Source organism: Lysobacter soyae (assembly GCF_019551435.1).
Lineage (GTDB): Bacteria > Pseudomonadota > Gammaproteobacteria > Xanthomonadales > Xanthomonadaceae > Solilutibacter > Solilutibacter soyae.
On record NZ_CP080544.1, the window covers coordinates 367,992 to 392,656 of the forward strand.

Annotated in this window: 19 protein-coding genes; 14 read left to right on the forward strand and 5 right to left on the reverse strand. The window is 60.4% G+C overall.

Translation table 11 applies throughout. The features are described from left to right. The first annotated feature begins 15 nt into the window (after positions 1–15). Positions 16–2,766, forward strand: coding sequence for a DNA polymerase I (gene polA / locus H8L67_RS01760; protein ID WP_220380086.1), 2,751 nt, complete (start codon positions 16–18; stop codon positions 2,764–2,766). A 245-nt stretch (positions 2,767–3,011) separates the two neighbouring features. Then, positions 3,012–3,515 carry a DUF421 domain-containing protein gene (locus H8L67_RS01765; RefSeq protein ID WP_220380087.1) on the forward strand — a complete coding sequence of 168 codons (504 nt, stop codon included), beginning with the start codon at positions 3,012–3,014 and terminating at the stop codon, positions 3,513–3,515. A gap of 2 nt (positions 3,516–3,517) precedes the next feature. On the opposite strand, the gene hemF is transcribed toward H8L67_RS01765, so the two are convergent. Continuing rightward, positions 3,518–4,450, reverse strand: a complete 933-nt coding sequence (gene hemF / locus H8L67_RS01770; RefSeq protein ID WP_220380088.1) for an oxygen-dependent coproporphyrinogen oxidase — start codon at positions 4,448–4,450, stop codon at positions 3,518–3,520. Positions 4,451–4,505: 55 nt separating this feature from the next. Here hemF and H8L67_RS01775 point away from each other — a divergent pair, with 55 nt between their 5' ends. Both H8L67_RS01775 and H8L67_RS01780 read left to right on the forward strand, forming a co-directional pair. Next, positions 4,506–4,802: a YcgL domain-containing protein gene (locus H8L67_RS01775; RefSeq protein ID WP_255555999.1), complete on the forward strand. Its 297-nt coding sequence runs from the start codon at positions 4,506–4,508 to the stop codon at positions 4,800–4,802. Beyond that, positions 4,795–8,220 (forward strand): ankyrin repeat domain-containing protein, encoded by a 3,426-nt coding sequence (locus H8L67_RS01780; RefSeq protein ID WP_220380089.1) that lies wholly within the window; start codon positions 4,795–4,797, stop codon positions 8,218–8,220. The genes H8L67_RS01775 and H8L67_RS01780 overlap by 8 nt, the downstream gene beginning before the upstream one ends. A gap of 6 nt (positions 8,221–8,226) precedes the next feature. Here the strand turns inward: H8L67_RS01780 and H8L67_RS01785 are convergent, their stop codons facing one another. Beyond that, a complete protein-coding gene (locus H8L67_RS01785) occupies positions 8,227–10,038 on the reverse strand; it encodes a monovalent cation:proton antiporter-2 (CPA2) family protein (protein WP_220380090.1) in 1,812 nt (603 codons plus the stop codon). 39 nt (positions 10,039–10,077) lie between these two features. Here H8L67_RS01785 and H8L67_RS01790 point away from each other — a divergent pair, with 39 nt between their 5' ends. Next, positions 10,078–11,100: a homoserine kinase gene (locus H8L67_RS01790; protein ID WP_220380091.1), complete on the forward strand. Its 1,023-nt coding sequence runs from the start codon at positions 10,078–10,080 to the stop codon at positions 11,098–11,100. Positions 11,101–11,123: 23 nt separating this feature from the next. After that, positions 11,124–12,020, forward strand: a complete 897-nt coding sequence (locus tag H8L67_RS01795) for an energy transducer TonB (RefSeq protein ID WP_220380092.1) — start codon at positions 11,124–11,126, stop codon at positions 12,018–12,020. 69 nt (positions 12,021–12,089) lie between these two features. Here the strand turns inward: H8L67_RS01795 and rho are convergent, their stop codons facing one another. Together rho and trxA are read right to left on the reverse strand one after the other, a co-directional pair. Then, positions 12,090–13,823, reverse strand: a complete 1,734-nt coding sequence (gene rho / locus H8L67_RS01800) for a transcription termination factor Rho (protein ID WP_220380093.1) — start codon at positions 13,821–13,823, stop codon at positions 12,090–12,092. A 147-nt stretch (positions 13,824–13,970) separates the two neighbouring features. Then, positions 13,971–14,309: a thioredoxin gene (gene trxA / locus H8L67_RS01805; protein ID WP_220380094.1), complete on the reverse strand. Its 339-nt coding sequence runs from the start codon at positions 14,307–14,309 to the stop codon at positions 13,971–13,973. 172 nt (positions 14,310–14,481) lie between these two features. Between trxA and rhlB the strand changes: the two genes are divergently transcribed. From rhlB to rpoH, 6 genes are read left to right on the forward strand one after another with little or no spacing between them, the layout of a single operon-like run. After that, positions 14,482–16,098 carry an ATP-dependent RNA helicase RhlB gene (gene rhlB / locus H8L67_RS01810; RefSeq protein ID WP_220380095.1) on the forward strand — a complete coding sequence of 539 codons (1,617 nt, stop codon included), beginning with the start codon at positions 14,482–14,484 and terminating at the stop codon, positions 16,096–16,098. A 49-nt stretch (positions 16,099–16,147) separates the two neighbouring features. Continuing rightward, positions 16,148–16,837, forward strand: a complete 690-nt coding sequence (locus H8L67_RS01815) for a cell division ATP-binding protein FtsE (RefSeq protein WP_220380096.1) — start codon at positions 16,148–16,150, stop codon at positions 16,835–16,837. Beyond that, positions 16,830–17,768 carry a permease-like cell division protein FtsX gene (gene ftsX / locus H8L67_RS01820; protein WP_220380097.1) on the forward strand — a complete coding sequence of 313 codons (939 nt, stop codon included), beginning with the start codon at positions 16,830–16,832 and terminating at the stop codon, positions 17,766–17,768. Before H8L67_RS01815 ends, ftsX begins: the two co-directional genes overlap by 8 nt. Positions 17,769–17,777: 9 nt before the next feature. Continuing rightward, complete coding sequence (locus H8L67_RS01825; protein WP_220380687.1) at positions 17,778–18,605, forward strand: response regulator; 828 nt, start codon at positions 17,778–17,780, stop codon at positions 18,603–18,605. Beyond that, positions 18,602–19,339 carry a uracil-DNA glycosylase gene (gene ung / locus H8L67_RS01830; protein WP_220380098.1) on the forward strand — a complete coding sequence of 246 codons (738 nt, stop codon included), beginning with the start codon at positions 18,602–18,604 and terminating at the stop codon, positions 19,337–19,339. Before H8L67_RS01825 ends, ung begins: the two co-directional genes overlap by 4 nt. A 60-nt stretch (positions 19,340–19,399) precedes the next feature. Next, positions 19,400–20,278, forward strand: a complete 879-nt coding sequence (gene rpoH / locus H8L67_RS01835) for an RNA polymerase sigma factor RpoH (protein ID WP_220380099.1) — start codon at positions 19,400–19,402, stop codon at positions 20,276–20,278. 62 nt (positions 20,279–20,340) lie between these two features. On the opposite strand, the gene H8L67_RS01840 is transcribed toward rpoH, so the two are convergent. Next, entirely contained in the window at positions 20,341–22,500 is a 2,160-nt protein-coding gene (locus H8L67_RS01840; RefSeq protein ID WP_255556052.1) for a primosomal protein N', read from the reverse strand. A 366-nt stretch (positions 22,501–22,866) separates the two neighbouring features. On the opposite strand from H8L67_RS01840, the gene H8L67_RS01845 reads away from it, so the two are divergent. Together H8L67_RS01845 and H8L67_RS01850 are read left to right on the forward strand one after the other, a co-directional pair. Continuing rightward, entirely contained in the window at positions 22,867–23,766 is a 900-nt protein-coding gene (locus H8L67_RS01845) for a hypothetical protein (protein WP_220380100.1), read from the forward strand. Next, positions 23,756–24,301 (forward strand): DUF3106 domain-containing protein, encoded by a 546-nt coding sequence (locus tag H8L67_RS01850; protein WP_220380101.1) that lies wholly within the window; start codon positions 23,756–23,758, stop codon positions 24,299–24,301. The genes H8L67_RS01845 and H8L67_RS01850 overlap by 11 nt, the downstream gene beginning before the upstream one ends. Positions 24,302–24,665 lie beyond the last annotated feature (364 nt).

A 24,665-nucleotide genomic window follows, 5' to 3' on the forward strand; every position in this document is an offset into this window, starting at 1 on the left:
GGATAGAATTCATCCATGAGTCAGAAAATCATCTTGATCGACGGTTCGTCGTATCTGTTCCGCGCCTTTCATGCGCTGCCGCCTTTGAGCAACGCGCAAGGCGAACCGACGGGCGCGTTGTTCGGTGTCGTCAACATGCTGCGGGCACATCTGAAAGAGCAGCCCGACTACATTGCTTTCGTTATGGATGCCTCCGGCGGCACCTTTCGCAATCAATTGGATCCCCAATACAAAGCGAATCGCCCGCCGATGCCAGACGAGCTGCGTGCGCAAATCGCACCGCTCAAGGAGATCGTGCAAGCCATGGGCTTGCCGCTGCTGTGTGTCGAAGGCGTCGAAGCGGATGATGTGATAGGCACCTTGGCCACACAAGCGGCCGAGGCCGGCGTGCAAGTCGAAGTCTCCACCGGCGACAAAGACATGGCGCAATTGGTGGGGCCGAACGTGATGTTGGTCAACACGATGACCGGCAGCAAATATGCCTCGGACGAAGACGTCTTCGCCAAATTCGGCGTGCGTGCCGACCAGATCATCGACTACCTCGCGTTGATGGGCGACAAAGTCGACAACATTCCCGGTGTGCCCAAATGCGGCGAGAAAACGGCTGCCAAATGGTTGGCGCAATACGACAGCCTCGACGGCGTCATGCAGCACGCCGACGAGATCGGCGGAAAAATCGGTGAGAACCTGCGTGAGACCTTGCATCGTCTGCCATTGAATCGCGATCTCACCCGGATCAAGACCGACGTCGCGCTGGAAGAGACGTATTCCGATTTGGCGTTGCGGGCACGCGACGTGGATCAACTGCGCGCGCTCTATGCACGCTACGGCATGAATCAAGCGCTGAAAGAATTGGACGGCGCGGGCGCTCCGGTCAATGCAGCGGGGTCGCCGCCATCCATGCCGCAACGGGTGAGTGCGCCCGAGCTGCCTGCGGCAGTAGAACTGCCTGAAGGTTGGTCCGAACGCGGCGAGTACGTCACGGTGACGGACGAGACGGCGCTCAAGGCGTGGGTCGACGAACTGGCATCAGCGGATGCCTTCGCATTCGACACGGAAACCAGCGCATTGGATCCGATGCGTGCGGAGTTGGTCGGTCTCAGTTTTTGTATTCATGCCAAACGCGCCTGCTACATTCCGGTGGCGCACGAACAGGCGGCCGCGCAACTGCCCATGGCATTGGTACTCGATGCGGTGCGTCCTGTGTTGCAGAATCCGGCGATTGCAAAGGTGGGGCAGAACGCGAAGTACGACATTCACGTGCTGCGCCGTCATGGCATCGACGTACAAGGTCTGCGCGATGACAGCTTGTTGTCCAGCTTCGTGCTCGACAGTACGCGTCGGCATGACATGGATTCGCAAGCGCAACGTGCATTGGGGTTGACGACCATCAGTTACGAGGATGTGGCCGGCAAGGGCGCGAAGCAGATTCCGTTCGCACGGGTCGAACTGGATCGTGCCACCGAATACGCGGCGGAAGATGCCGATGTCACCCTGCGCTTGAATGCGCTGAACGTGGCCGAGCTGGAACAAACGCCCGCGCTGCTTTCCGTGTATCGCGACATCGAGATGCCTTTGGTGCCGGTGCTAGCGCGCATTGAGGCCAACGGTGTACTCATCGACGCGGAAGTGTTGAAGCATCAGTCCGCGGATTTAAGTCGCCGCATGCTCGCTGCGGTCCAACGGGCGACCGAGATTGCCGGTCGCGCCATCAATCTCGATTCACCGAAGCAGCTCGGTGCCTTGCTGTTCGACGAATTGGGATTGGAAGCCCAGGTGAAAACACCCTCCGGCGCACCCTCGACCAACGAAGAGGCTTTGGAGGCCATCGCCGATCAGCACGAATTGCCGCGCGTCATTCTGGAATACCGCGGACTGGCCAAGCTGCGCAACACCTACACCGAGAAACTGGGTGCAATGATCAACCCGGATACCGGACGCGTGCATACCTCGTTCAATCAGGCGGGTGCGCAAACCGGGCGGCTGTCGTCGAATGATCCGAACCTGCAAAACATCCCGATTCGCACCGAAGACGGCCGGCGTGTGCGCACCGCGTTCATTGCGCCGCCCGGCAGGGTCATCGCCGCCTGCGACTATTCACAAATCGAATTACGAATCATGGCGCACCTTTCCGGTGACGAAGCGTTGTTGCGCGCATTCGAGAGCGGTGATGACGTCCACCGTGCCACGGCGGCCGAAGTGTTCGGCAAGACGGTGGATGCGGTCACCGGCAACGAACGCCGTGCTGCCAAGGCCATCAATTTCGGGTTGATGTATGGCATGAGTGCGTTCGGCCTGGCCAAACAGCTGGGCGTGGAGCGGCACGAGGCGGCCGAGTACATCGCGCTCTACTTCAGTCGCTACCCCGGCGTGCGCGCCTACATGGACGCGACGCGCGCGCAAGCGAAGGAACTCGGCTACGTCGAAACCGTGTTCGGGCGCCGTTTGTATTTGCCCTATATCCATTCGCGTAACCAAGGCCAGCGCGCCGGTGCCGAGCGGGCGGCGATCAATGCGCCGATGCAAGGGACGGCTGCCGACATCATCAAGCGCGCCATGCTCGCCGTCGATGCCTGGATTGCGCCGCACGCATCACGCGCGCTAATGATCATGCAAGTACACGATGAGTTGGTGTTCGAGTGTGATGCCGACTTCGCAGAAACCTTGGTGCAACAGGTTTCAAAACTGATGTCGGAAGCGGCGGATTTGCGCGTTCCGTTAGTGGTCGATTCAGGTATGGGCGAGAACTGGGAAGCCGCGCATTGATCGTCTAAATCCTCCCTGAATATCGTTTGGAATCGCGCGACGATTTTACGAATTTCCAACATCCAAAATGGTCTTATGCACGTGTCGGATGCAACGTTCGACACGGATCGAAAAACTCCCCTCCCCTGGAGCAGATCCAATCAGGAAGCCACTCTCCCCAAGACGGCTTCCGACCCACCCCGCCGGCTCCCCCTCCGGCGGGGTTTTTTTATGCGCGCACACGTTGCGCAAGATAGACTCCATGTATGCAGCACTTCCTGGAACTCAGCGCCCCCTGGTGGCAATTCGTGCTTCGCGCGGTGGTCATCTACATCTTGGTGATGGTGCTGCTCCGGGTGTCGGGCAAACGCTCCGTCGGGCAGTTCACGCCATTTGATCTCGTGCTGCTGATCTTGATCGGCAATGCCGTGCAAAACGGCTTGAACGGCGGCGACAATTCAGTGACCGGTGCGGCCATTCTTGCCGGCACTTTGATCGCGCTGAACTATTTGGTGGCGTTCCTGACCGCGCGCCACAAGCGTTTCAGAAAGCTCGTCGAAGGCGTGCCCGTGGTCTTGGCACGCAATGGCGAGCTTTTCCACGACATTCTCAAACGCGAATTGGTGAGCGAGGCCGATTTTCGCGAAGTATTGCGAATGAACAACATTGATTCCCTGTCCGACGTCCACATCGCGTGGCTCGAGACCAACGGTCACATCAGCATTGTGTCGACCAAGGCCCTGAAAGGCGCGGAATCAAAGCAGCCCTAGCGTCAGGCCAACCAATCCCGCGGTTTCAAGTACTCGGATAGCCGGGCCTCTTCGCTGCCGGGCGCAGGTTCGAAGCCATACTCCCAACGCGCCAACGGCGGCATGCTCATCAAGATCGATTCGGTGCGTCCGCCGGACTGCAGGCCGAAATGGGTGCCGCGATCGAAGACCAGATTGAACTCGACGTAGCGACCGCGGCGATAGAGTTGGAACTGCCGTTCGCGCTCGCCATAAGCATGGTTCTTGCGACGTTCGACAATCGGCAGGTAGGCGTCCAGGAATCCGTTGCCGACCGCTTGAAGGTAGGCGAAATCACTTGCGTAGTCGGTTTGCAGGTCGTCGAAGAAGAGGCCGCCGACGCCGCGCGTTTCATCCCGGTGTTTGAGATAGAAATACTCATCGCACCATTGCTTGTGTTGCGCGTAGCGCTCGGCACCGAACGGGGCGCAGACATCACGCGCGACGGTATGCCAGTCGCGGACATCCTCGTCAAACGGATAGAACGGGGTCAAATCGAAGCCGCCGCCGAACCACCAGGCCACCGTCTCGCCGTCTTTCTCGGCGCGGAAGTGGCGCACGTTGGCATGGGTGGTCGGCACATAAGGGTTGCCGGGGTGGAAGACCAGCGACACGCCGCAGGCACGCCAATTCGCGCCGGTCAGCTCAGGACGGGCCGCGGTGGCACTGGGTGGCAGTTGGCTGCCGGACACATCGGAAAAACCGATGCCGGCCTGCTCAAACACGGCGCCATTGCGCAGAATACGGGTACGACCGCCGCCACCGAGCAGCGCGCCGCTACCCTCACGCGTCCACGCGTCTTCTTTGAATGTCGCTTGGCCGTCGGTGCCTTCGATGGCACTGCAAATGCGGTCTTGCAAAACCATCAACCAAGTGCGGACTTCATCCATATCACCGGTTTGGTCGATCGTGTTCATCAATTCTCCGTGTCAGGCATCACTTTGAATGAATGCCTTCCTTACAATTACAAGTTTGGATGAGGCTATTCTGCTACGCATGCAGGCATATATCTATCGAAGCAGGAAGAAAGAAGACACCTACGTGTTCCTCGCCAAGGAAGACGGGTTCGATGTCTTGCCTGCCGGGCTGGACGCCCAACTCGCGCCTTGGGACTCGGTGATGACGCTCGAGCTGCACCCTGAGCGCAAACTTGCGCGCGGCAATGCAGCCGCCGTCATGGAAAATCTGAGCCAGCGCGGCTTTCATCTGCAATTTCCGCCGGCTTCCACCATCGATCCGATGAGCAGCGATTGGGGCACGGATGCTTGAGGCGCTTCCCTCGCGTCTGCGACTTGCGCTGATCGCTGTTGCCGTACTGACGGCGTTGGCAATGGGCGTCAGCGGATGGCAAGCATTGGTGCTCGGCGCGCTGTCGAATTTGACCGCAGGTCTGGCGTTTTCCGGGCGCGAATTGCTCGCGCAATGGAAGGCTGTCGCGTCGTGGGCACTCGCGTGGTTGCTTGCATTGGCGGGCATCGGGTTGGTGGTCGCTTGGCCGATGCGCAGCTTGCTCGAAACCGGAGGGCTGCATGCCGCACTCGCATTGAGCGCCACGCTTGGCTTGGCACTGGTGGGCGTCTGGCGTTTTTCCGAGGCATGGCGCATGCCGCAGGTGTCCGCGACCAGTGCCTTCAAGGCATCCTCTGACGACTTAACACCGGCGCAGGCATGGTCATGGCAGGGCTTGGCGTTTGCCGTCGCGACGCTCACTGCGCTGATTTGCGTGCTGGTATTTGCGTGGCCCGGCTTGTTGGAAGGTCGCAGCCGTTGGATTGCCGCAGCGCTTGCCGGTGCCTGGATTCCGGCCATGCACTTTTTCAAACGGCCCACCGGTTTGGTCCGCACGGAAGTGACCAAGACGCCGAAAGCGGAGAAAGCATCGATTCCCGCCAAGCGCGGCTTCGCCAACAATGCCGAGATGGTGCCGCTCGATCAATGGCCCACCGAGGTGTTGTCGCCGGTGGAAGATGTCGCCTCGATCCTGCCGCCGGCGAAAGTGCCCGTTCCCCGGCAAGCGGCAATCGATTCGGCGCCGGGCGAAGTCCTCACTCCGGATATCTCCGTGGTCGTCCCCGCATCGACTGAAACGGAAACGGCAGCATTGGCATCGGTCGAAACGACTGAGCACGCGCCGGCACCATCCCGCACTGACGCCGAGCAAGTGGCGCTCGACCAACAGTTGTACGCGGCCGCGCGTGCCGGCAAGGTGGATCTCGCATTGCAGTTGTTGAAGCAAGGGGCGTGCGCCACAGCGGTTCCGGATGGACAGGACAAAGACCAACGTCGACTGGTCGTATTGGCAGCGGTGTTACCCGATCTGCGCTTGTTGCGCGTGCTGATCGAACAGGGTGCAGAATTGAATCCGGAAAATGCGGCGCAAGCACCGCTGGCGGTGGCAACGCGCGACAGCTGGCATGGCCGCCCTGAAGCGGTCGCGACGTTGCTTGCCAATGGCGCGGATGCGCGGCGCACCGACGTTCATGGCAACACGGCCCTGCATCACGCCGCACATAGCACCGACCCGGCGGTGGCGGCGCTGTTGTTGGACGCCTCGTCGGACATCAACGCGATCAATCAAGAAGGCATCACCCCGCTGTTGGTGGCGGCGAAATCGGGCAACTGGCGCGTGGCCAAATTCCTGATCGAGCGCGGTGCAAAATTGAACATCGACGGCGCGCAACCGGCCTTGAACGCCGCGGCAAGTTGCGATGACGATGATGGCGCAGGCGTCGAACTGTTCATCAAGCACAAAGCCAAATTGGATGCGACCGATGCCGAAGGGCGCAGTCCTTTGCATATGGCGGCTCGCTTGGGTCATATCGGGATCTTCCAAACCTTGTTGGATCACGGCATCAATCTGGCGGCGCGGGATGGCAATGGCCGCGGCGTCGTGCATCACGCCGTGGAAGGCGAAACCAGCGCGGACTTCCTGCAAGAACTCTTGCACATGGGGGCGCGTGCCGATTTCGAAGACATCGAAGGCTTTACGCCGTTGAAGCGCGCGCATGCCAATGCGCGTTGGGCGTTGGTCTCGGTCTTGGACCCGACCTTCAAACCGTCGTCTGTTGCCGAAACCATGCCGGTGCAGCGTGCACCCTATGCACAGGTGTCAGACGCGCTCGCCGCGGGAGACCGCAGTCGCGCGCTTGCCGCCGCCGAAGACTTAAATACCGAAGAGCGCATCCGTCTGTTTGAAGAACACGGCATGAAGGATGCCGACTTGGCGGCGTGGTTGCTGTCGAACGGCGTCGATCCGCAAGCGGTGAACCGAGAAGGCAAATCGCTGGCGGGGATGTCCTTGCAGGCATCCGCGCAGGACACCGAATTTCTTGCGGTGGCGCAATTGCTTTTGGCGCGCGGTGCACAGCCGAACGGACGTGGCGTATTTGCCGACTATCTGGCGACAGTTGCGTCGAACCCGCAAGCACGGGCGCGTGCGAATGGCGAAGAACTGGCGCGCGTTTTGTTGGCGCGGGGTGCAGATGCTTTCGGCGAAACCGAAGCGGGCGAAACGCCGTTGCATTTGGCGATCCGTTTGCGCTGGTCAAACCTTGCCGATGCGCTGCTGGAACGCGGCGCCTGCCCTGATGCGCAGGATGCACAAGGCATGACGCCCTTGCATTTGGCGATCGCGCAGGGCGACCGTCGTTTGGTCAAGTCTTTGATCGCGGCCGGCGCATCGCCGCGCCTGCGCGCGAATGATGGTCAAACGGCGCATGGTTTGGCACTGGCCAGCGGCCGGAAGGATTTGATCGAGTGGGTCGATTGGCGTCTTTGGCCGGCGCCGGCGCGACGCTTGCGCGCGCAAGACTTGCCTGCCGCGGCGATTTCCGGTGACTTGCATGCGGTGAGCCGCTTGCTTGAGCTGGGCTTCGAGGTGAACGTCCGTGATGGCCAAGGCTGTACGGCCTTGTTGCGCGCCGCAGGCGGCGGCCACGTCGACGTCATCGATGCCTTGCTCGACCAAGGTGCGGATCCGGGTTTGGCGGCCGATTCCGGCGCCACGCCGTTGTCTGCCGCGGTGTCGATGCGCAATCTCGCTGTGGCCGAACGGTTGATTGTGGCCGGCGCTGATGTCGAGCAACGCTTGCCGGGCGACGTAACCGTGTTGATGCTTTCCTGCGCGCTCGGGCTCCCCACGATGGCGGCATTGCTGATGCGCCATGGCGCCCGTGTGGATGCCATGGACGCACAAGGCTTGACGGCATTGCACTGTGCTTGCCTGTTCGCCTTCGGCGCGCGTGACCGCACTGCCGCGGTGACGTTGATGGACAACTTGTTGTTGGCCGGCGCCACCCCTGATCCGGAAAATTCGCAGGCTATCGCGCCGTTGCTGATGTTGTTGGGCGCACGTGCGGAACCCGGCACCGGCACCGACGAAACCGTCATCTTGTCGGTGCTCGATCAGTTTCTGGCCGAAGGTGTTTCGCTGCAATCGAAGGACGCACGCGGCTTCGGGCCGTTGCATGTGGCGGCGCTTCATGGCTTGATGCGCGTCATCAAAATGTTGCTGCGTGCCGGCGCGAATCCGGACGCGCGCGACAGTCTCAACAGGACGCCGCGTGAAGTGGCGCTGATGCGCGGCTTCGTAGACGTTGCGACGGAACTCGGCAGCGGAGAGAGCAAAGGGCCGGCCTCCATGGCCAGCTATTTGCGGACTCCCGATGCGCGCGGACGTACCGAATAGGCGCCGTCAAACGGGCTTCGCGCCTTCCGTTTCCGAAAGTTGCTTGCGTTGCGCGTCGGCATTGAACAATTGCTCGAGTTCCAACCGCGCTTCTTGCGCGGTTTGCTTGAGCGCAGCTTCGTCGTCTTTGACCAGGCGTTGCGTCTCAAGCAGCGCTTCATCGTGCGCTCGAAACTTGATGATGTGGGACTTGGCTTCCGTTTCCGGAACGCCGAGCATTTGCATCACTTGCATGGCGGTTTCCAATGACGCCGCAAATAACTCACGAACAGGAATGCCGCCGCGGTCGCGGATGTACCACGCATTGCGGCGGTCATTGGCGCGCGCGATGATCTTCGCATCGGGAAATTGGCGGCGCAGCATTTCCACCTGCAGCAAGGTTGTTTCCGGATCATCGAGGGTCAATACGAACACGCGCACACCTGCGGCACCCGCGGCGCGCAAGGTATCCATGTTCATGATGTCGCCGTAATACACCTTGTTACCGAAACGGCGCACGAAATCCACTTGCTCGACATCGTGCTCGAAGGCGACGAAAGGGATATTGCGTGACAGAAGCACGCGTCCCACGATCTGACCGAAGCGTCCGAAGCCGATCACCATCACCTTCGGATGTTGATCCTCAACCTTGTCGTGCGGACGATCATCGACGGGTTTGGGTTTGCCGTCCGCGACGCGTTCCATCGCCAAGACCAGCAGGGGCGTCACCGCCATCGACACGCCAACGACGGCGATCAATGTCTCTTGCATGGCCGCATCCAGCAGGCGCACCTTCGACAATTCGTTGAACATCACGAAGGCGAATTCACCCCCGAGCGCGAGGGTGGCCGCGAGCTTGCCGGAAGAGAGATGGCTCAAGCGGCCGACTGTCCGGCCCACCACGTACAGCACAAGTCCCTTGGCGAGGATCAGCGCAATCACACCCGCAATGATCTGCAACGGATGGGCGAGAATTTGCGCGACGTTGATGCTCATGCCCACGGCAATGAAGAACAGGCCCAGCAACAAACCTTCAAACGGTTTGATCTGGCCTTCAAGTTCGTGGCGGTATTCGGATTCGGCCAACAGCACGCCGGCCAAGAAGGCGCCAAGGCCTGCCGAGAGGCCGACCGCCTGCATCAACCAAGCACTGCCCAGGACGACGAAGAGCGCGGCCGCCGCAAACACCTCGGGCATGCGGGTGCGCGCGACGGCGCGAAAGATCGGACGAAGCAATGCACGGCCACCGAGGACCAACAAGGCAATCGCCCCGACCACCTTGAGCACCGCCACCCACCACGGCAGATGCGCTTGTGTCGACACGGCATGGCCCATCAAAGGAATGACAGCGAGCATGGGGATGGCCGCGATGTCTTGGAACAACAAGATCGCGAACGCCAAACGACCATGCTCTGAAGACAGTTCTTTGCGCTCTGCCAACAATTGCAACCCGACCGCGGTGGAAGACAGGGCCAACGCGCCGGCAATGAAGACAGCCGTCAACCATGGCACATGTTGGAAATAAACGAATGCGGCAAGCAGTGCGACGCTGAGACCCACCTGCAAACCGCCCGCACCGAAAACCGGTTTGCGCATCACCTTGAGACGCGGCAATGACAGTTCGAGTCCGATGACAAACAACATCATCACCACGCCGACTTCGGCAGCAGCTAACACGCGGTCCGGATCATTGACCACGCGCAGGGCGTGCGGTCCGAGCAAGATACCGGTGACGAGGTAACCCAAAACACCGCCCAATCCGAAGCGTTTGAACAAGGGCACGACGAGAACTGCCGCCAAGAGGAAGATCAGGACGATATTGAGTGTGGCGCCGTGCATGGAAATTCCGATCGCGCAATTGCGTCTATCATTCAGCTCATGATGATACGAGGTGACCGCGATGACGGACACGGCGATGCGGTCGCCTGTGCCATCGCGCCTGCGTGCGTAGGCAATATCGGTGTCGGTTTCGATCTGCTCGGGCATACCTTTTTCGGCCCCGCTGACCTTGCCTGCGTTCGTCGGCAGGAGGCCGGCGTCACCATCACCGCCATCCATGGCGATTTATCCGGCGTGGCAGACATTCCGCGCGAATCTGCTTTGAACACGGCGGGTCGGGCGCTGCAGGCCATGGTGGATGACTTGTCGCTGCCGTTCGGGTTCTCGCTCGAGTTGCACAAGGGCATCCCCTTGGGCTCAGGCATGGGCGGCTCCGCGGCCTCAGCCGTGGCCGCGGTTGTGGCGGCGAATGCATTGCTGGATACGCCGTTGGCGCCGGCAGAGTTGTATCCGTTCGCCTTGCGGGGCGAGAGCGCCTCTACTGACGCCGCGCCCGGCGACAACGTCGGCCCGATGTTGCTTGGGGGATTGGCCCTGGCGCCAACGCAAGTGTTGCGGAAACTCGCCGTGCCGGCGGGCTTGCATTGTGTTGTCCTCAAGCCCGACATGTCGATCGAAACCCGACGCGCGCGTGAAGTGTTGGCGGCGCCGTTCCCGCTTGATGTGTGCATCCAGCAAACCACGCACTTGGCCTTGGTGTTGACAGGATTGGCGAGTGGCGACTTCGACTTGATACGTTTGGGGTTGGAAGACGCCATGGTCGAACCGCGACGCGCACACTTGATTCCCGGGTTTTACGACATCAAAGCTGCGGCGTTGGCAAACGGCGCGCTGGGCGCAAGCATTTCAGGGTCAGGGCCGACCGTGTTTGCTTGGTTTGACACACAGGAAAGCGCGGCGCTGGCGGTCGAGTCGCTGCTTGCCGTTGCGCGACAACACCATGTCGGCGTGGCCGCGTGGGTGTCTCCCGTGGAAGGTCCGTCGGCGCGCATTGTCGATCGGCAGACCGCGCTGGCCATGGTGACGAGTGGTAGCTTGAAGCAGAACCCGTTTAAGCTCTAGGCATTCGATTCTGGGGAGCATGCATGAAGATTCCATCGGCCGTGTTGGCGGCATTGTTGTTCGTCGCGACGCTCGGCTTCGCAGAGATTGGAAGCGCGGCAGTCGATGATGCGCAGGTCGGCGAAGCCGAGTCGGTGATGACCATGCGTGTCCAGGGAGAAATCGGTTTCGATACCTCCGGGAAGGTGGTTCGTCATCAGATCACCACACCCATTGATGCGCCGATTCGCGCGATTGTTGAAACGGTTGTCAAGAAATGGCGCTTCCACCCGTATCTGAAAGACGGAGTGGCGGTCAATGTCAAAACACCGTTTGAACTCACTCTGGTGGGGCGGGCACAGGCCGACGGCAACTATGCGATTACGGCCGAGACCGCGCGTTTCGGCGTTTCGCGTTATGACTGCAAAGACGAAAACAGTGACAGCTGCAAGCAAGCAAACCCGATCGTGCACACGCCACGCAAACCGGCGTATCCACCGGCGCTGGCACGTGCTGGTGTGGGCGGCCAAGTCATGGTGTATCTGTACATCAACCCGGATGGCACGATTGCCGATGCCAAGGTCGCGCAAACTGCGCTATTCGGCGTGAAAGGCAATCCGCAGGAACTCGAGAAGGCTAGGCGAAGTCTTGAAGTCGAGTGTTTGGCCTATGCAAAGCGCATCCAAGTGACACCCGGCTCCGGTGATTTGGTCGGCGGTGGCGATACGCATCGCGTTGCCGGCCTGCCGTTCCGATTCAACGCGAACGGCGCGTTCAATGACAATCTCGGCGAATGGCGGTTGGAAGCACGCGGACGCAAACGTGTCGCCGATTGGATGAAAGACTTTGAAAACGTACCGGGGGCGTCGGATGCGGCAGGCGGTGGTTTGCTGTCCATGCGCAGCGAATACCGCCTGATGACGCCGCCACCGCAAGGTTGAACAGACCGGCATCACTATGAAAAACGCCCCGATAACGGGGCGTTTGTTTTTCAACAGTTGCGCAACAAATCAGCGCTTCATCGAACTGAAGAACTCGTCGTTGGACTTCGTGTTCTTCATCTTATCGAGCAGGAATTCCATCGCGGCGATTTCGTCCATCGGATGCAACAACTTGCGCAAGATCCAGATCTTTTGCAGCAAGTCCGGATCGATGAGCAAATCTTCGCGACGCGTACCCGACAAGTTGACGCCGATGGCAGGGTAGACACGCTTTTCGGTGATGCGGCGATCCAAGTGGATTTCGGAGTTGCCGGTGCCCTTGAATTCTTCGTAGATCACCTTGTCCATCGCCGAGCCGGTGTCGACAAGCGCGGTCGCGATGATGGTGAGCGAGCCGCCTTCTTCAACGTTACGTGCGGCACCGAAGAAACGCTTCGGACGGTGCATGGCGTTCGAATCGACACCACCGGTCAACACTTTGCCGGAGCTCGGCAAGACGTTGTTGTAAGCGCGAGCCAAACGGGTGATCGAGTCGAGCAGGATCACCACGTCCTTTTTATGTTCAACCAAGCGCTTGGCGCGTTCGATCACCATTTCCGCGACTTGCACGTGGCGTGCGGCAGGCTCGTCGAACGTCGAGGAAATGACTTCGCCGCGCACGGTGCGCTGCATTTCGGTCACTTCTTCAGGACGTTCGTCAATCAGCAACACAATCAAGTGCACGTCGGGATGGTTGGTCGTGATCGCGGTGGCGATCTGCTGCATCATCATCGTCTTACCGGCTTTTGGCGGTGACACGATCAATGCGCGCTGACCCTTGCCTTGCGGCGCCATCAGATCCAGGATGCGGCCGGTGATGTCCTCGCTGGAGCCGTCGCCGCGCTCGAGGCGGAAACGTTTGCGAGGGAACAGCGGGGTCAGGTTTTCGAACAGGGTCTTGTTCTTGCTGGCTTCGATCGGCTCGCCGTTGATGGTGTCGACCACGGCCAAGGCGAAGTAGCGCTCGCCATCTTTCGGCCAACGGATACGACCGCCGAGATGGTCACCGGTGCGCAAGTTGAAGCGACGTATTTGGCTCGGCGAGATGTACACGTCATCCGGGCCGGCAAGGTAGCTCGCTTCGGCAGCGCGCAGGAAGCCGTAGCCGTCCGGCAGGATTTCCAGCACGCCATCAGCGGCGACACCGTCACCATGACGGGTCAAAACCTTCAGCACCGCGAAGATGACATCTTGCTTGCGTGCGCGCGCCACGCCTTCGTGAATCTGCAATTGTTCGGCAATGTCCAGCAACTTTGCGGCCGGCATGCGTTTCAAATCGCTTAGCGAATACTGCGGAAAACCTTCCGGGATGGTCGGCATCGGCCGGTTGTAGCCCGGTTGCGCATTCGGATCACCGTTGTCGTCTTGTGGCAATCCTTGTTCGCGATAGCGGTCACGCTGGCGGTCACGGCGATTGCGGAAGCGCTCGCGGCGGTTGTTGTTGCGCGGGCCGCCGTAAGCGTTGTCGTTGCCACCGTCGTCTTGACCCTGGCTCTCGCCGGCATCGTCGCGGCGGCTTTCTGCCGGGGCGTCGGCGCGCGCGCCTTCTGCGGCTGCCGTCGGTGCGTGTGTGTCAGCGGAGGCGTCGGTGTTGTCGCGCGGCGGACGCGGTTTGCGCGAGGCGATTTCGGCGCCTTCGGGCGCTGCTTCGCGGTGCTCTGCGCCGGTGTTTTCAGGGGTGGTGGCCGCGGATTTGCTCACGCGCGGCTTGCGAACACGCTTGGTGGTAGCGGTTTCGCCAGTGCTTTCGATTTCGTCGGACAAGTGGATTCCTCGCAAAGGGCGAGCGCCTGAGAATCAGGCGGATGGGTGGGTGTCAAGGGAATTGGGCGGCGGGGACGCACGCCAGATGGGTGAAACTTAGCACTGAAGCCGCGCCGCGGCAAGCACCGCGGCGGGCAGGGTTCATTCTCAGGCGATGGCTTTATCGATCATGCCGCCGAGGACGCCGGCCACATTCGGCGGGGCGCCGACTTGGGTGGCGGCCGGCTGGCCGTCTTTGAACATCACCAGCATCGGAATGCTGCGCACGTTGTAGCGCATGCCGATTTGCGGGTGGGCCTCGATATCCACCTTCACGACCTTGGCCTTACCGGAATATTGGTCGGCCAGCTGGTCGAGCACCGGGGCAATCGAACGGCAGGGGCCGCACCACGGGGCCCAGAAATCCACCAACACCGGCTCTTTCGAGGACAGGACGATCTGGTCGAAGTCGGTGGTGGTGGCGTGAATTACTTTAGGGCTGGACATTCTTTACTCCAAAAAACGGGGGGTTCAAGCCAAGCGCGCCGGCGCGTGCCGGACGTCATTGGTAACATGGGGCTCTCATTTGACAACAACAAGCGCGTCACCGCGCACCCTGCTTCCAGTCTGAACAGACATGCGGCCGTGTGCAAGGGTGGTCTGCACAACCGAGCCATTCATGTCCGATAAACCGCTGACCGATATCACCTTCGATGCTTTGCCGATCGAGCCCGCCCTGCTCGAAGGACTGGAATCGGCGGGTTTTGTCCGCTGCACACCAATCCAAGCCCTTACGCTGCCGGTCGCCCTGGCTGGGCGTGATGTGGCCGGCCAAGCGCAAACCGGTACTGGCAAGACCTTGGCCTTCTTGGTGGCGGTGATGAATCGCTTACTCAGCAAGCCGGCCTTGGCAGAGCGCAAACCTGAAGATCCGCGCGCACTGATTCTCGCGCCGACGCGCGAGCTCGCCATCCAAATTCACAAGGACGCCGTCAAGTTCGGCAGCGATCTCGGCCTGCGCTTCGCGCTCATCTATGGCGGCGTTGATTACGACAAGCAGCGCGCGCAGCTTCAAGAAGGGGCCGATGTCATCATCGCGACGCCGGGCCGTTTGATCGATTACGTCCGCCAACACAAGGTCGTCTCGCTGCATGCCTGCGAAATGTGCGTGTTGGACGAAGCCGATCGCATGTTCGATCTCGGCTTCATCAAAGACATCCGCTTCCTGTTGCGACGCATGCCGCCGCGCACCGTGCGCCAAACGATGTTGTTCTCGGCAACTTTGTCGCACCGAGTTCTCGAGCTTGCCTACGAACATATGAACGAGCCGGAAAAGCTCGTTGTCGAAAGTGAATCGATCACCGCGGCGCGCGTGCGCCAAGTGCTGTATTTCCCGTCCGACGACGAAAAACTCAAATTGTTGATCGGTTTGATGTCGCGTGTTCCCGATGCGCGCAGCATGGTGTTCGTGAACACCAAGATGTTTGTTGAACGCGTTGCCCGTGGCTTGGAGAAGGCCGGTTATGCGGTCGGTGTGCTGAGTGGCGATGTCCCGCAGAAAAAGCGCGAATCCTTGCTACGCAAATTCCAGGCCGGCCAGCTCGAAGTCTTGGTGGCTACCGACGTGGCCGCGCGCGGTTTGCATATCGCCGGTGTCAGTCACGTGTACAACTACGACCTGCCGTTTGATGCCGAAGACTACGTGCACCGTATCGGACGCACAGCGCGTTTGGGTGAAGAGGGTGATGCGATCAGTTTTGCCTGCGAACGCTACGCGATGGCCTTGCCGGATATCGAAGCCTATATCGAACAATCCATTCCGCGCGGGACCGTCACCGAGGAACTCATGACGGCCTTGCCGCGCGCGCCGCGGGTCATTGCCGACGAAGACAAGGAAGACCTCGGTGAGGTGTTCAAAGAAGCGCGCGAGTTCCGTAAAGCGCAAGCCGACAAGCAAAAGCCACGCAGCGGACGAGCGGGCGAACGCGACCGCAAACCGCGCGGGCTGCGACCGGAGGGCGATCGTGCGACGCGCAAACGAGAGGATGCAACGACGACTGCGACGGTCAACACGGCACCGGAAGGCGCCGAACGTAAGCGTCGTCGTCGCCGTCGTGGCAAACGTGTCGAAGGCGGCGATACGGCATCGGCGCCGCGCATGAATGGCGCAGCGACAGCAGCGCCGCCGAGTAAGGCTAGTGCGCCGGTGCAAGCACAGGAAGCGCCGGGGTTGCTGCGCAAGATCGGCAGCGGCTTGCGCAAATTGCTGAAACGCAGTCCGCAAAAACAACACTGAGTGTTTGTATACGGTAGGCGATGCCATCCACGCTGGGCATAATGGGCGCATGAGTATTCTTCGCTTCGACGGTGTCGGTAAAACCTATGCAGGTGGGCGCGAGGCCTTGCGCAACGTGACCTTCTCCGTTGCGCCGGGCGAGATGTTGTTCATCACCGGCCACTCGGGGGCTGGCAAGAGCACACTGCTCAAACTGATCCAACTCACCGATCGCCCGAGTTTGGGTTCGGTGTTGTTCGACGAACGCAACCTCAGCAACGTGACGGGGCGGCGTATCGCCTTCCATCGTCGCGAAGTCGGCGTGGTGTATCAGAACCATCAATTGCTCGCGGAACGCTCGGTCGCTGAAAACATCGGTCTGCCCTTGGTGTTGCGCGGCATGCCGCGCGCCGAAATCCAAAAGCGCGTCAGCAGCATTCTTGAACGCATGGGCTTGGGTGCGCGTGGCAAAGCCTTGCCGTCACAGCTCTCCGCCGGCGAACAGCAGCGCGTCGGCATTGCGCGCGCCATGATCGGTGAGCCGCGCATGTTGATTGCCGATGAGCCCACCGGCAACCTTGATCCGACACTCAGCGCGGAAATCATGGAGATCTTCGCCGCACTCCCGGGTCGCGGTACCAGTGTCATGGTCGCGAGCCATGATCTTGCACTGGTGAAACGCATGAAGAAGCGCGTTCTGGTGCTATCAGACGGCGAGTTGGTGGATGACATCGCACCGGAGGACCTCGCCGATGAGTGATGCGACACGTGTGAGCGCGCCGTCGGCGTTCTCGATTTGGATGGATCACCATTGGCGCAGCTTGCTGGCGAGCTTGCGGGCACTGTTGCGCAAGCCGTTCGCCTCTCTGTTGACGATCGCGGTGTTGGCGCTGGCCTTGGCACTGCCGCTGGGCTTGCTTGCGAGCCTGCAAAACATTGAACGTTTTGCCGGCAATGTGCAGCAGTCGCGCGAGATCAGCGTGTTCTTGAAACAAGAAGCGAGCACCGACGACGCACGTGCCTTTGCCGAGAATTTGCGCGCGCGCGATGACGTCGCCAATGTCATTTGGAAAACGCCTGATGAAGGCCTGAGCGATTTGCGCAAAACCTCCTCCCTTGGCGAAGCCTTGGACAGTCTTGATTCGAATCCGTTGCCGCACTTGATGATCGTTACGCCGAAGGCCGACGATGCGGCGTTGTTAACGGCACTGCAAACAAACTCGAGCGTGGACATCGTGCAGCACGATGCGGTCTGGCGGAAACGACTGGATCAATGGTTGGGCTTCGGTGCGCAACTGGCCTGGATTCTGGCCATCGTGCTCGGCGCCGCCGCGGTGTTGGTGATCGGCAACACCGTTCGCCTCGACATTCAGGCGCGTCGTGAGGAGTTGGGCGTGTTGCAGTTGCTCGGTGCGACCGATGGCTTCATCCGCCGTCCGTTTCTCTATCTCGGCGCTTGGTACGGCATCGCCGCCGGTGCCTTGGCACTCGTGTTGCTGGCGGGCGTCAATCGCGCGCTGCAGCCCTCCTTGTCGGCATTGGCCGGTAGTTACGGCAGCCAATTCGCATTGCAGGGTTTCAATGTCGTGCAAGCAGCTGTTGCGATCGCCGTCGCCGGATTTCTGGGTTGGATCGGTGCGGGTTTCGTCACCGGTCATTTCCTCCGTCAAACCCGACCGATGGGGCGCTGATTCATGGCAATGCCTCCCCGCGATTTGCGTCACGTCGTTGCCGACAATCCACGCGTGCTGATTGTTGAAAGCTCGCGCATTGTGCGCAAGCTCATCAGTGATTTGTTCAAGAAAGAATTGCCGAACGTCACCATTGTTGAAAGCAAGGGACTCCGAGATGCCCGTGCCTGCCTTGCACTGGGTGCCGTCGATCTGGTCACAACGTCATTGAGTTTGGATGACGGGGATGGTCTGCAAGTGGCCAAGGCGGTGCGCGACGCGGCCGGTCAAGCCTATGTGCCGGTCATCGTGGTGTCGTCCGAGGTGAACAATCGTTTGGCCTCGCGCACTCTGGGTGATGATGTCACCGACTACTTCGACAAGAGCGCGGGATTCCCGGCATTGGCTGCATTCGTGCGCGGCTATATCCAACCGCAGCCCATCGATGGTGCGCGAATTTTGTATGTCGAAGACAGTCGCGTTGTCGCACTCGCCACCAAACGCATGCTGGCAGCGCAAGGGCTGACCGTCATCCACGTCGACAGTGCCGAAGCAGCGATCGAATATCTCGACTTGCATCACGGCGCTGTGGATGAAGTTGGCGCCGATCTGGTCCTGACCGATGTGTATTTGAACGGCCCTCTGGGGGGCTTGGATGTGCTCAAACACGTGCGCCAGACCTTGGGATACAGCAAACGGTTGCTGCCGGCCTTGGTAATGACCGGTGATGAAAATCCCGACAAGCAACGGGAACTGTTTCAAGTCGGTGCGAACGATCTGGTTTTGAAGCCGGTCGAAGAACGCATGGTGGTGACCAAGATCCTGTTTCAGTTGCGCGCGGCCAGACTCGGCACGTGAGCGCAGCGGCCGCGCTCAAACTCGAGGCGTCGTGGAAACAACGCGTCGGCGACTGGTTCGAACGCGAAGACATGCAAGCCCTGTCGCGCTTCTTGCGCGAGCGCATCGCAAGCGGTCACACCGTCTATCCCGCGCCCGGCAATATTTTTGCCGCCTTCGACGCCACACCGTTCGATCAAGTCAAAGTGGTGATCCTCGGACAAGACCCGTATCACGGTGAGGGTCAGGCGCATGGCCTGTGTTTCTCGGTATTGCCGGGAACACCGGTGCCGCCGTCGTTGCAAAACATCTACAAAGAATTGAAGACCGACGTCGGCTTTGTTCCGCCTGCGCACGGGTACTTGATGCCGTGGGCAAATCAAGGCGTGTTGCTGTTGAATTCGGTGTTGACGGTGGAAGCGGGCAAGGCAGGCAGCCACCAGAACCGGGGTTGGGAAGGGTTCACCGACCATGTCGTTGAGACGCTCAATCGCGAGCGCGAGGGGCTGGTGTTCATGCTGTGGGGTAGTTACGCCCAGACCAAGGGCCGCGTCATCGACGATCGCCGCCATCGGGTGCTGCGCGCGCCGCATCCGTCGCCGCTCTCGGCACATCGCGGCTTTTTTGGCTCCGGACATTTTTCTAAGGCAAATCAATGGCTTGCGAAACGGGGCGAGCGTCACATTTCTTGGCAACTGCCTGAGAAAGTCCAACTGCCCCCTTTTGATCGGCAAAACGCGCCCCCAGCTGAATAAAAGGATTCGAGGAGTGCGCCCAATTAGCACTCCCGGGGGACGACTGCTAAAATGACTGCCATGACTACTTTGACCCCCTCGCGGGCGCTTGTCACAAACAATCTGCCCGTACCCAACGCGATCGGCTCGCTCGAGGCGTACATCTCCGCGGTGCATCAAATTCCCGTTCTGTCCGTCGAAGAAGAACAGGCACTCGCCACGCGCTTGCGCGAAGACAACGATTTGGCGGCCGCACAAGAACTCGTGCTTTCGCATCTGCGCTTCGTCGTCCATGTCGCGCGAGGCTATGCCGGATACGGCTTGCAAGTCGGCGATCTCATTCAAGAAGGCAATATCGGCTTGATGAAAGCCGTGAAGCGTTTCGACCCGGACGTCGGTGTTCGCTTGGTGAGCTTCGCGGTGCATTGGATCCGAGCCGAAATGCACGAGTTCATTATCAAGAATTGGCGCATCGTCAAGGTGGCCACCACCAAGGCGCAGCGCAAATTGTTCTTCAATCTGCGCAAGAACAAAAAGCGTTTGGGTTGGATGAACGCTGAGGAGGTGCGTGCCGTGGCGCGTGACCTCAACGTCTCTGAACGCGAAGTCATGGAAATGGAATCGCGTCTGTCGGGCCGTGACATCGGTTTCGATGCGCCGGCAAATGAAGACGAAGAACGTGCACCGCCGTCTCCGGCCGCTTACTTGGTCGACGATAGCGAAGACCCGTCACAGGTGTACGAGCGCGCAAATGGCGAAGATCATCAATTGGCTTTGTTGCGCAACGGATTGGCGAGCCTCGATACGCGTTCGCGCGACATCATCAAGCGCCGCTGGCTTGATGCCGACAACAAAGTGACTTTGCAGGATCTGGCTGCGGAATACGGTGTTTCCGCAGAGCGCATCCGTCAGCTCGAAGCCAATGCCTTGAAGAAAATGAAGGCATTGTTCGCCGCTTGATCTGCACAGACTATGAAACGCAAAAGGGCACCTTCCGGTGCCCTTTTTGTTTGCATGGCGGTTCAATACAAATCGATCGGGTCGATATCCAACGACCATCGCACCTTACGTGCCTGTGGTGATGCATAGAGTTGCGGAACGATGGCGTCCAAGGCCGCGTGCAGCGCCTTGCGGTCTTTTGACGAAATGAACAACTGCATGCGCTCGAATCCGGCACGCTTTTGCATCGGTGCGGGCACCGGACCCGACACTTCAACGCGGGGATCATCAAACAGGCGACGCGCGGCCTGAAGAAACGCGCGCGGCGGTTCCGCTTGTTTGGCTTCCGCACGCAGCAAGGCCATATGGGCGAATGGCGGAAAACCGGCAGCTTCGCGCAAGCCTAATTCCGCGTCGGCAAAGGCGTGATAGCCGCCATCGACCAAGGTGTTCAACAGCGGGTGGTCGGGATGGTGCGTTTGCAAAATAACTTCGCCCGGAATCTCGGCGCGACCGGCGCGACCCGCGACTTGGATCAAGAGCTGCGCCACACGTTCGCTGGCGCGAAAATCGGTCGAGAACAAGGCCTCGTCAATCCCCAATACCGCCACCAATGCGAGCTTCGGCAAGTCATGGCCCTTGGCCAACATTTGCGTGCCGACCAAAATGCCGGGTGCGTCACCCAAGGTCTCGAAGTGACGCGCCATCGCGTCTTTGCGTTGCGTGCTGCCGCGATCGATGCGAATCACCGGCACGTCATCGAAGTGATCGGCCAGAAACGTTTCAATGCGTTCGGTGCCTTGTCCCTGCGGCTCCAACGCCAGGTTGTTGCAGTTCGGGCACGCCGTGGGCGCTGCACGACTTGCGCCGCAGTGATGGCATTGCAGACGCCGTCCATGGCCATGCACGGTCATGGCGGCATCGCAGCGCTGGCACTGCGCCGACCAGCCGCAATCACGGCACATCAACACAGGGGCATAGCCGCGCCGGTTGCGGAATACCAAGACTTGGCCGCCCGCATCCAAGGCGCCGCGTATGCGGCCGATCAGATCGCGCGACAGGCCGGCTTCGAGCGCTTGCTTGCGGACATCCATGATGCGCACCCGCGGCGGTTTGGCGACGCCGGCGCGTTTGGACAAACGCAAATAGGTGAAGCGCCCCTGCGAAGCAGCGTGCAAGTCTTCCATCCCCGGCGTGGCAGAGCCCATCACGATCGGCACGTTCAATCCGCGCGCACGGACCAGCGCAAAATCATGCGCGTTGTAGCGAATGCCGTCCAACTGTTTGTAACTGCTGTCGTGTGCTTCATCGATGACAATCAGGCCCGGACGCGCTAACGGCATGAACACGGCCGAACGCGTGCCGAGCACCACATGGGTGTTGCCACTGTTCGCTGCCTGCCAGGTCTGTAAGCGCGCCAAGTCGGTCATACCCGAATGAAACGCATGCACCGGAATGCCGAGATGTTTTTCGAACCGCCGCACGGTCTGCGGGGTGAGGCCGATTTCAGGCACCAATACCAGGGCTTGCTTGCCTGACAAGATGCAGTCGCGAATCGCCGCCAGATATACCTCGGTCTTGCCGCTGCCGGTCACACCGTCCAATAAGAAGGCTTGAAACCCTTCGGCGGCTTTGATCGCGTCCGCCGCCGCGGCTTGTTCGTCATTGAGTGCGAAGGCGCCTTCGGCCAAGTCCGGTAAAGCCGGTGCCGTCAGCGGTCGTTCCACGCGGGCGATCCAACCCTTCCCGAGCAAGCTGCGCAGTGTGGCGGTCGAATCTTCCAGCGCGGGATCACGGCTGGCAAGTTCACCCGCGGCCAAAAGCTCAAGCACCTGCTTTTGTTTCGCGCCACGCACATTGCCCCGGGCCGTCGCCCCGCTTTCGGAAAGTTGCCAAAACGTCTCGGTCTGCGGCGGGATCTCGCCGCCATTACGCAGCACCGTGGGCAGGGCGGTTGCCAGCACTTCGCCCAAGGGCATGTGCAAATAGCGCGCCAGCCATCCGAGATTGGCCCAAAGTTCGGGGGTGAAGACAGGCTCGGCATCCAAGCGCGCATCAATGGGCTTGAGCATCGCGTCCGCGGCGGTCTCTTCGGGCTCGGAGATGGCCACGCCGACCAGCTGGGTGTTGCCGAAGGGCACCCGAACCCGACAGCCCGCCCACGGGCCGTTTCCGAACGATGCATCGATCGAATAATCAAAGGCTTGAAGCATCGGCCGGGGGACAACGACCTGAATCTTCAGCCGTCTCTGGCCCGGATCGCGGGGGGTGCTCACGCGTGAAAGGTTATCCACACAAGATGTGGATAAGTCTGTGCAATGAACGGCGAAAATCCATGTGCCGTGGGACTTTCCCTATACCTTGCACCAATGGACAAAAAAGTGCCATTTGCGCAAATGCGTTTAAAATCAAATACTTGCATGTTAATTTTCATTCATTTTGCAGTCATGTCATTACAAGTGAGCTTTAAATGACCAAACGATGACCGCTGTGCACAATTTTTCGCGGGCGGCATATTCGAAGCGCAATTGCAAGCTTTTTTTGCAGCTTGAAGTGCCGGAGTCGGACGTTATCATCCTAGCTGATGAATGCACCGGCAGAGCGCTGATTTGACGACTGGATTGACGCCTGCGGGACTGCTGGATGCCCGACTCCGCGGCGATGAGAAAAAAGCATTGGCCTTCTGCGACTGGGTGCTCGGCACGCCGGAACGCGGGTCTGCGGTCGCGATGGCGTGGTTGGCGCAATGGCACACTCTGGGTGCCCTGAATACGGCGGCCTCGCCGCCGACCCGCGGCATGCTGTGGCGCCCGTTGCTGACCCGGTTGCCCGCGCAGACCCCGGCACTGGAAGAGGCGAAGCCCGAATTCGAAGACTTGGCCAGCTTGCCAACGGCTGCGCGCGTTGCGGTATTGCTGGCCCTCCTGGGTCTGACACCGGAAGACAGTGCCGAGGCGATGCGCCTTTCCATGCACGCCCATGCCGAGCGCTTGGCCGCCGGTTTGCCGCGCGCCGCCGACGGCTCGGTGGACGGCGCACGCTGGCAGGCTTGGGCACGCGCACTCCATGCCTACGTCGAACACTTGCCGCTCGATCGGACCGCGCCGTTGATTCAAGCGCGGCTCCATGGTCAGTCTGCCGCACTGGAGACCTTCGACGACGTATCGCCCGAACAGCGTCGCAGGGTCACACGGCGCAACTTGATGCTGGTCGGTGTCGGCTGCGCCACGTTGATGGCACTGACCTTTGTGCCCAGCGTGCGTGAACGCATCGCCGAAGTCGGTGAGGTGCGTGTTGAGACGCGCACGCTTGAAGGTGTCGCCGACGTGCCTGCAAAGGCCGCGCACGCGTCAACACCGGAAACGCCGTCGCTTGATCCGGTGACGGCAGATTTGGCCTTTTACGCTTGGTACGCCCGTCAGCGATTGGATGAGCGTCCGAGCATCGTGCTCGAGCCCTTGATCGCCGATCCCACCCCGAACGTGCCGGAGTCCGACGATGCGCCTTGATGTGCGTTTGCTGCCACTGATGCTAAGCATCGTTCTGCTCGGCGCATGTACCGACACCTCGGGCAAGCGGGTCGACAGTGCTGCAGCGCCGGACGCCGACCAGGCTGCGGCCTTCGAATCGGCTGAAAAGTCGCGCATTGCCAAACAGCAGCAAGCATTGTGGTCGGCCTTGTCGGACGAGGAGAAATCGCGCGTTCGTGCCGCGGCGCAGGCTTTCAGCAACCTGCCGCGTGACAAGCAGGAGCAATTGCGCTCACAGTACGACGCGCTCGACGACGTCACCCGTCGCGGTTACTTGCTCGGTCCGCAACTGGGAGAGGCGTGGCCGCATTTGCAGCCGGTGTTCGGCTACGTGCCGGAAACCGAGCGCGCCGCGACACTGACCATGTTGCGCGGCTTGGATCGCGAGCACCTTTACGCGTTGGAGCGTGTCGCTTGGCGGACGCCGGTGGAATATCGCGATGCACTACGTGCGAAGTTGTTTGCGATGTCCCCCGCGCAACGGAATGCGTGGTTGTTTGATCAAAACCAGTAGCGCGCAACGTCCTACTTCAGAAACATCATGATGCCGGCCGCGGTGGCCACAAAGACCAGCAACATGAAGTGCATACTCCCGAGCAACAGGTACTTCAGTGTCGTCATCAAAGTGGATTGCCGGTAGATGCGTTTTTGCGACAAGTACAGGTATACCATCGCCCAGATCACCACCGGTACCACAGCAAATCCGACGAATTTCTGCAGGACGGCACTTTCCGTCAAATGCACCAAGCACGCGCCAAGTAACAGAAGGGCGCTCAGCATCAGCAAATGCGCATGGCTATACAGCGCGACCACCAACTGTTCGAGATACGTGAACGAGCTGCGCCAGTAGACGATGCGTAGCAAGAGCGCAAACACCG

Bases quoted from the DNA above. Each gene is read 5' to 3' on its own strand.
- polA (WP_220380086.1), top strand. From the start codon at position 16: ATGAGTCAGAAAATCATCTTGATCGACGGTTCGTCGTATCTGTTCCGC.
- H8L67_RS01765 (WP_220380087.1), top strand. From the start codon at position 3,012: ATGCAGCACTTCCTGGAACTCAGCGCCCCCTGGTGGCAATTCGTGCTT.
- hemF (WP_220380088.1), bottom strand. From the start codon at position 4,450: ATGAACACGATCGACCAAACCGGTGATATGGATGAAGTCCGCACTTGG.
- H8L67_RS01780 (WP_220380089.1), top strand. From the start codon at position 4,795: ATGCTTGAGGCGCTTCCCTCGCGTCTGCGACTTGCGCTGATCGCTGTT.
- H8L67_RS01785 (WP_220380090.1), bottom strand. From the start codon at position 10,038: ATGCACGGCGCCACACTCAATATCGTCCTGATCTTCCTCTTGGCGGCA.
- H8L67_RS01790 (WP_220380091.1), top strand. From the start codon at position 10,078: ATGATGATACGAGGTGACCGCGATGACGGACACGGCGATGCGGTCGCC.
- H8L67_RS01795 (WP_220380092.1), top strand. From the start codon at position 11,124: ATGAAGATTCCATCGGCCGTGTTGGCGGCATTGTTGTTCGTCGCGACG.
- trxA (WP_220380094.1), bottom strand. From the start codon at position 14,309: ATGTCCAGCCCTAAAGTAATTCACGCCACCACCACCGACTTCGACCAG.
- rhlB (WP_220380095.1), top strand. From the start codon at position 14,482: ATGTCCGATAAACCGCTGACCGATATCACCTTCGATGCTTTGCCGATC.
- H8L67_RS01815 (WP_220380096.1), top strand. From the start codon at position 16,148: ATGAGTATTCTTCGCTTCGACGGTGTCGGTAAAACCTATGCAGGTGGG.
- ftsX (WP_220380097.1), top strand. From the start codon at position 16,830: ATGAGTGATGCGACACGTGTGAGCGCGCCGTCGGCGTTCTCGATTTGG.
- H8L67_RS01825 (WP_220380687.1), top strand. From the start codon at position 17,778: ATGCCTCCCCGCGATTTGCGTCACGTCGTTGCCGACAATCCACGCGTG.
- rpoH (WP_220380099.1), top strand. From the start codon at position 19,400: ATGACTACTTTGACCCCCTCGCGGGCGCTTGTCACAAACAATCTGCCC.
- H8L67_RS01850 (WP_220380101.1), top strand. From the start codon at position 23,756: ATGCGCCTTGATGTGCGTTTGCTGCCACTGATGCTAAGCATCGTTCTG.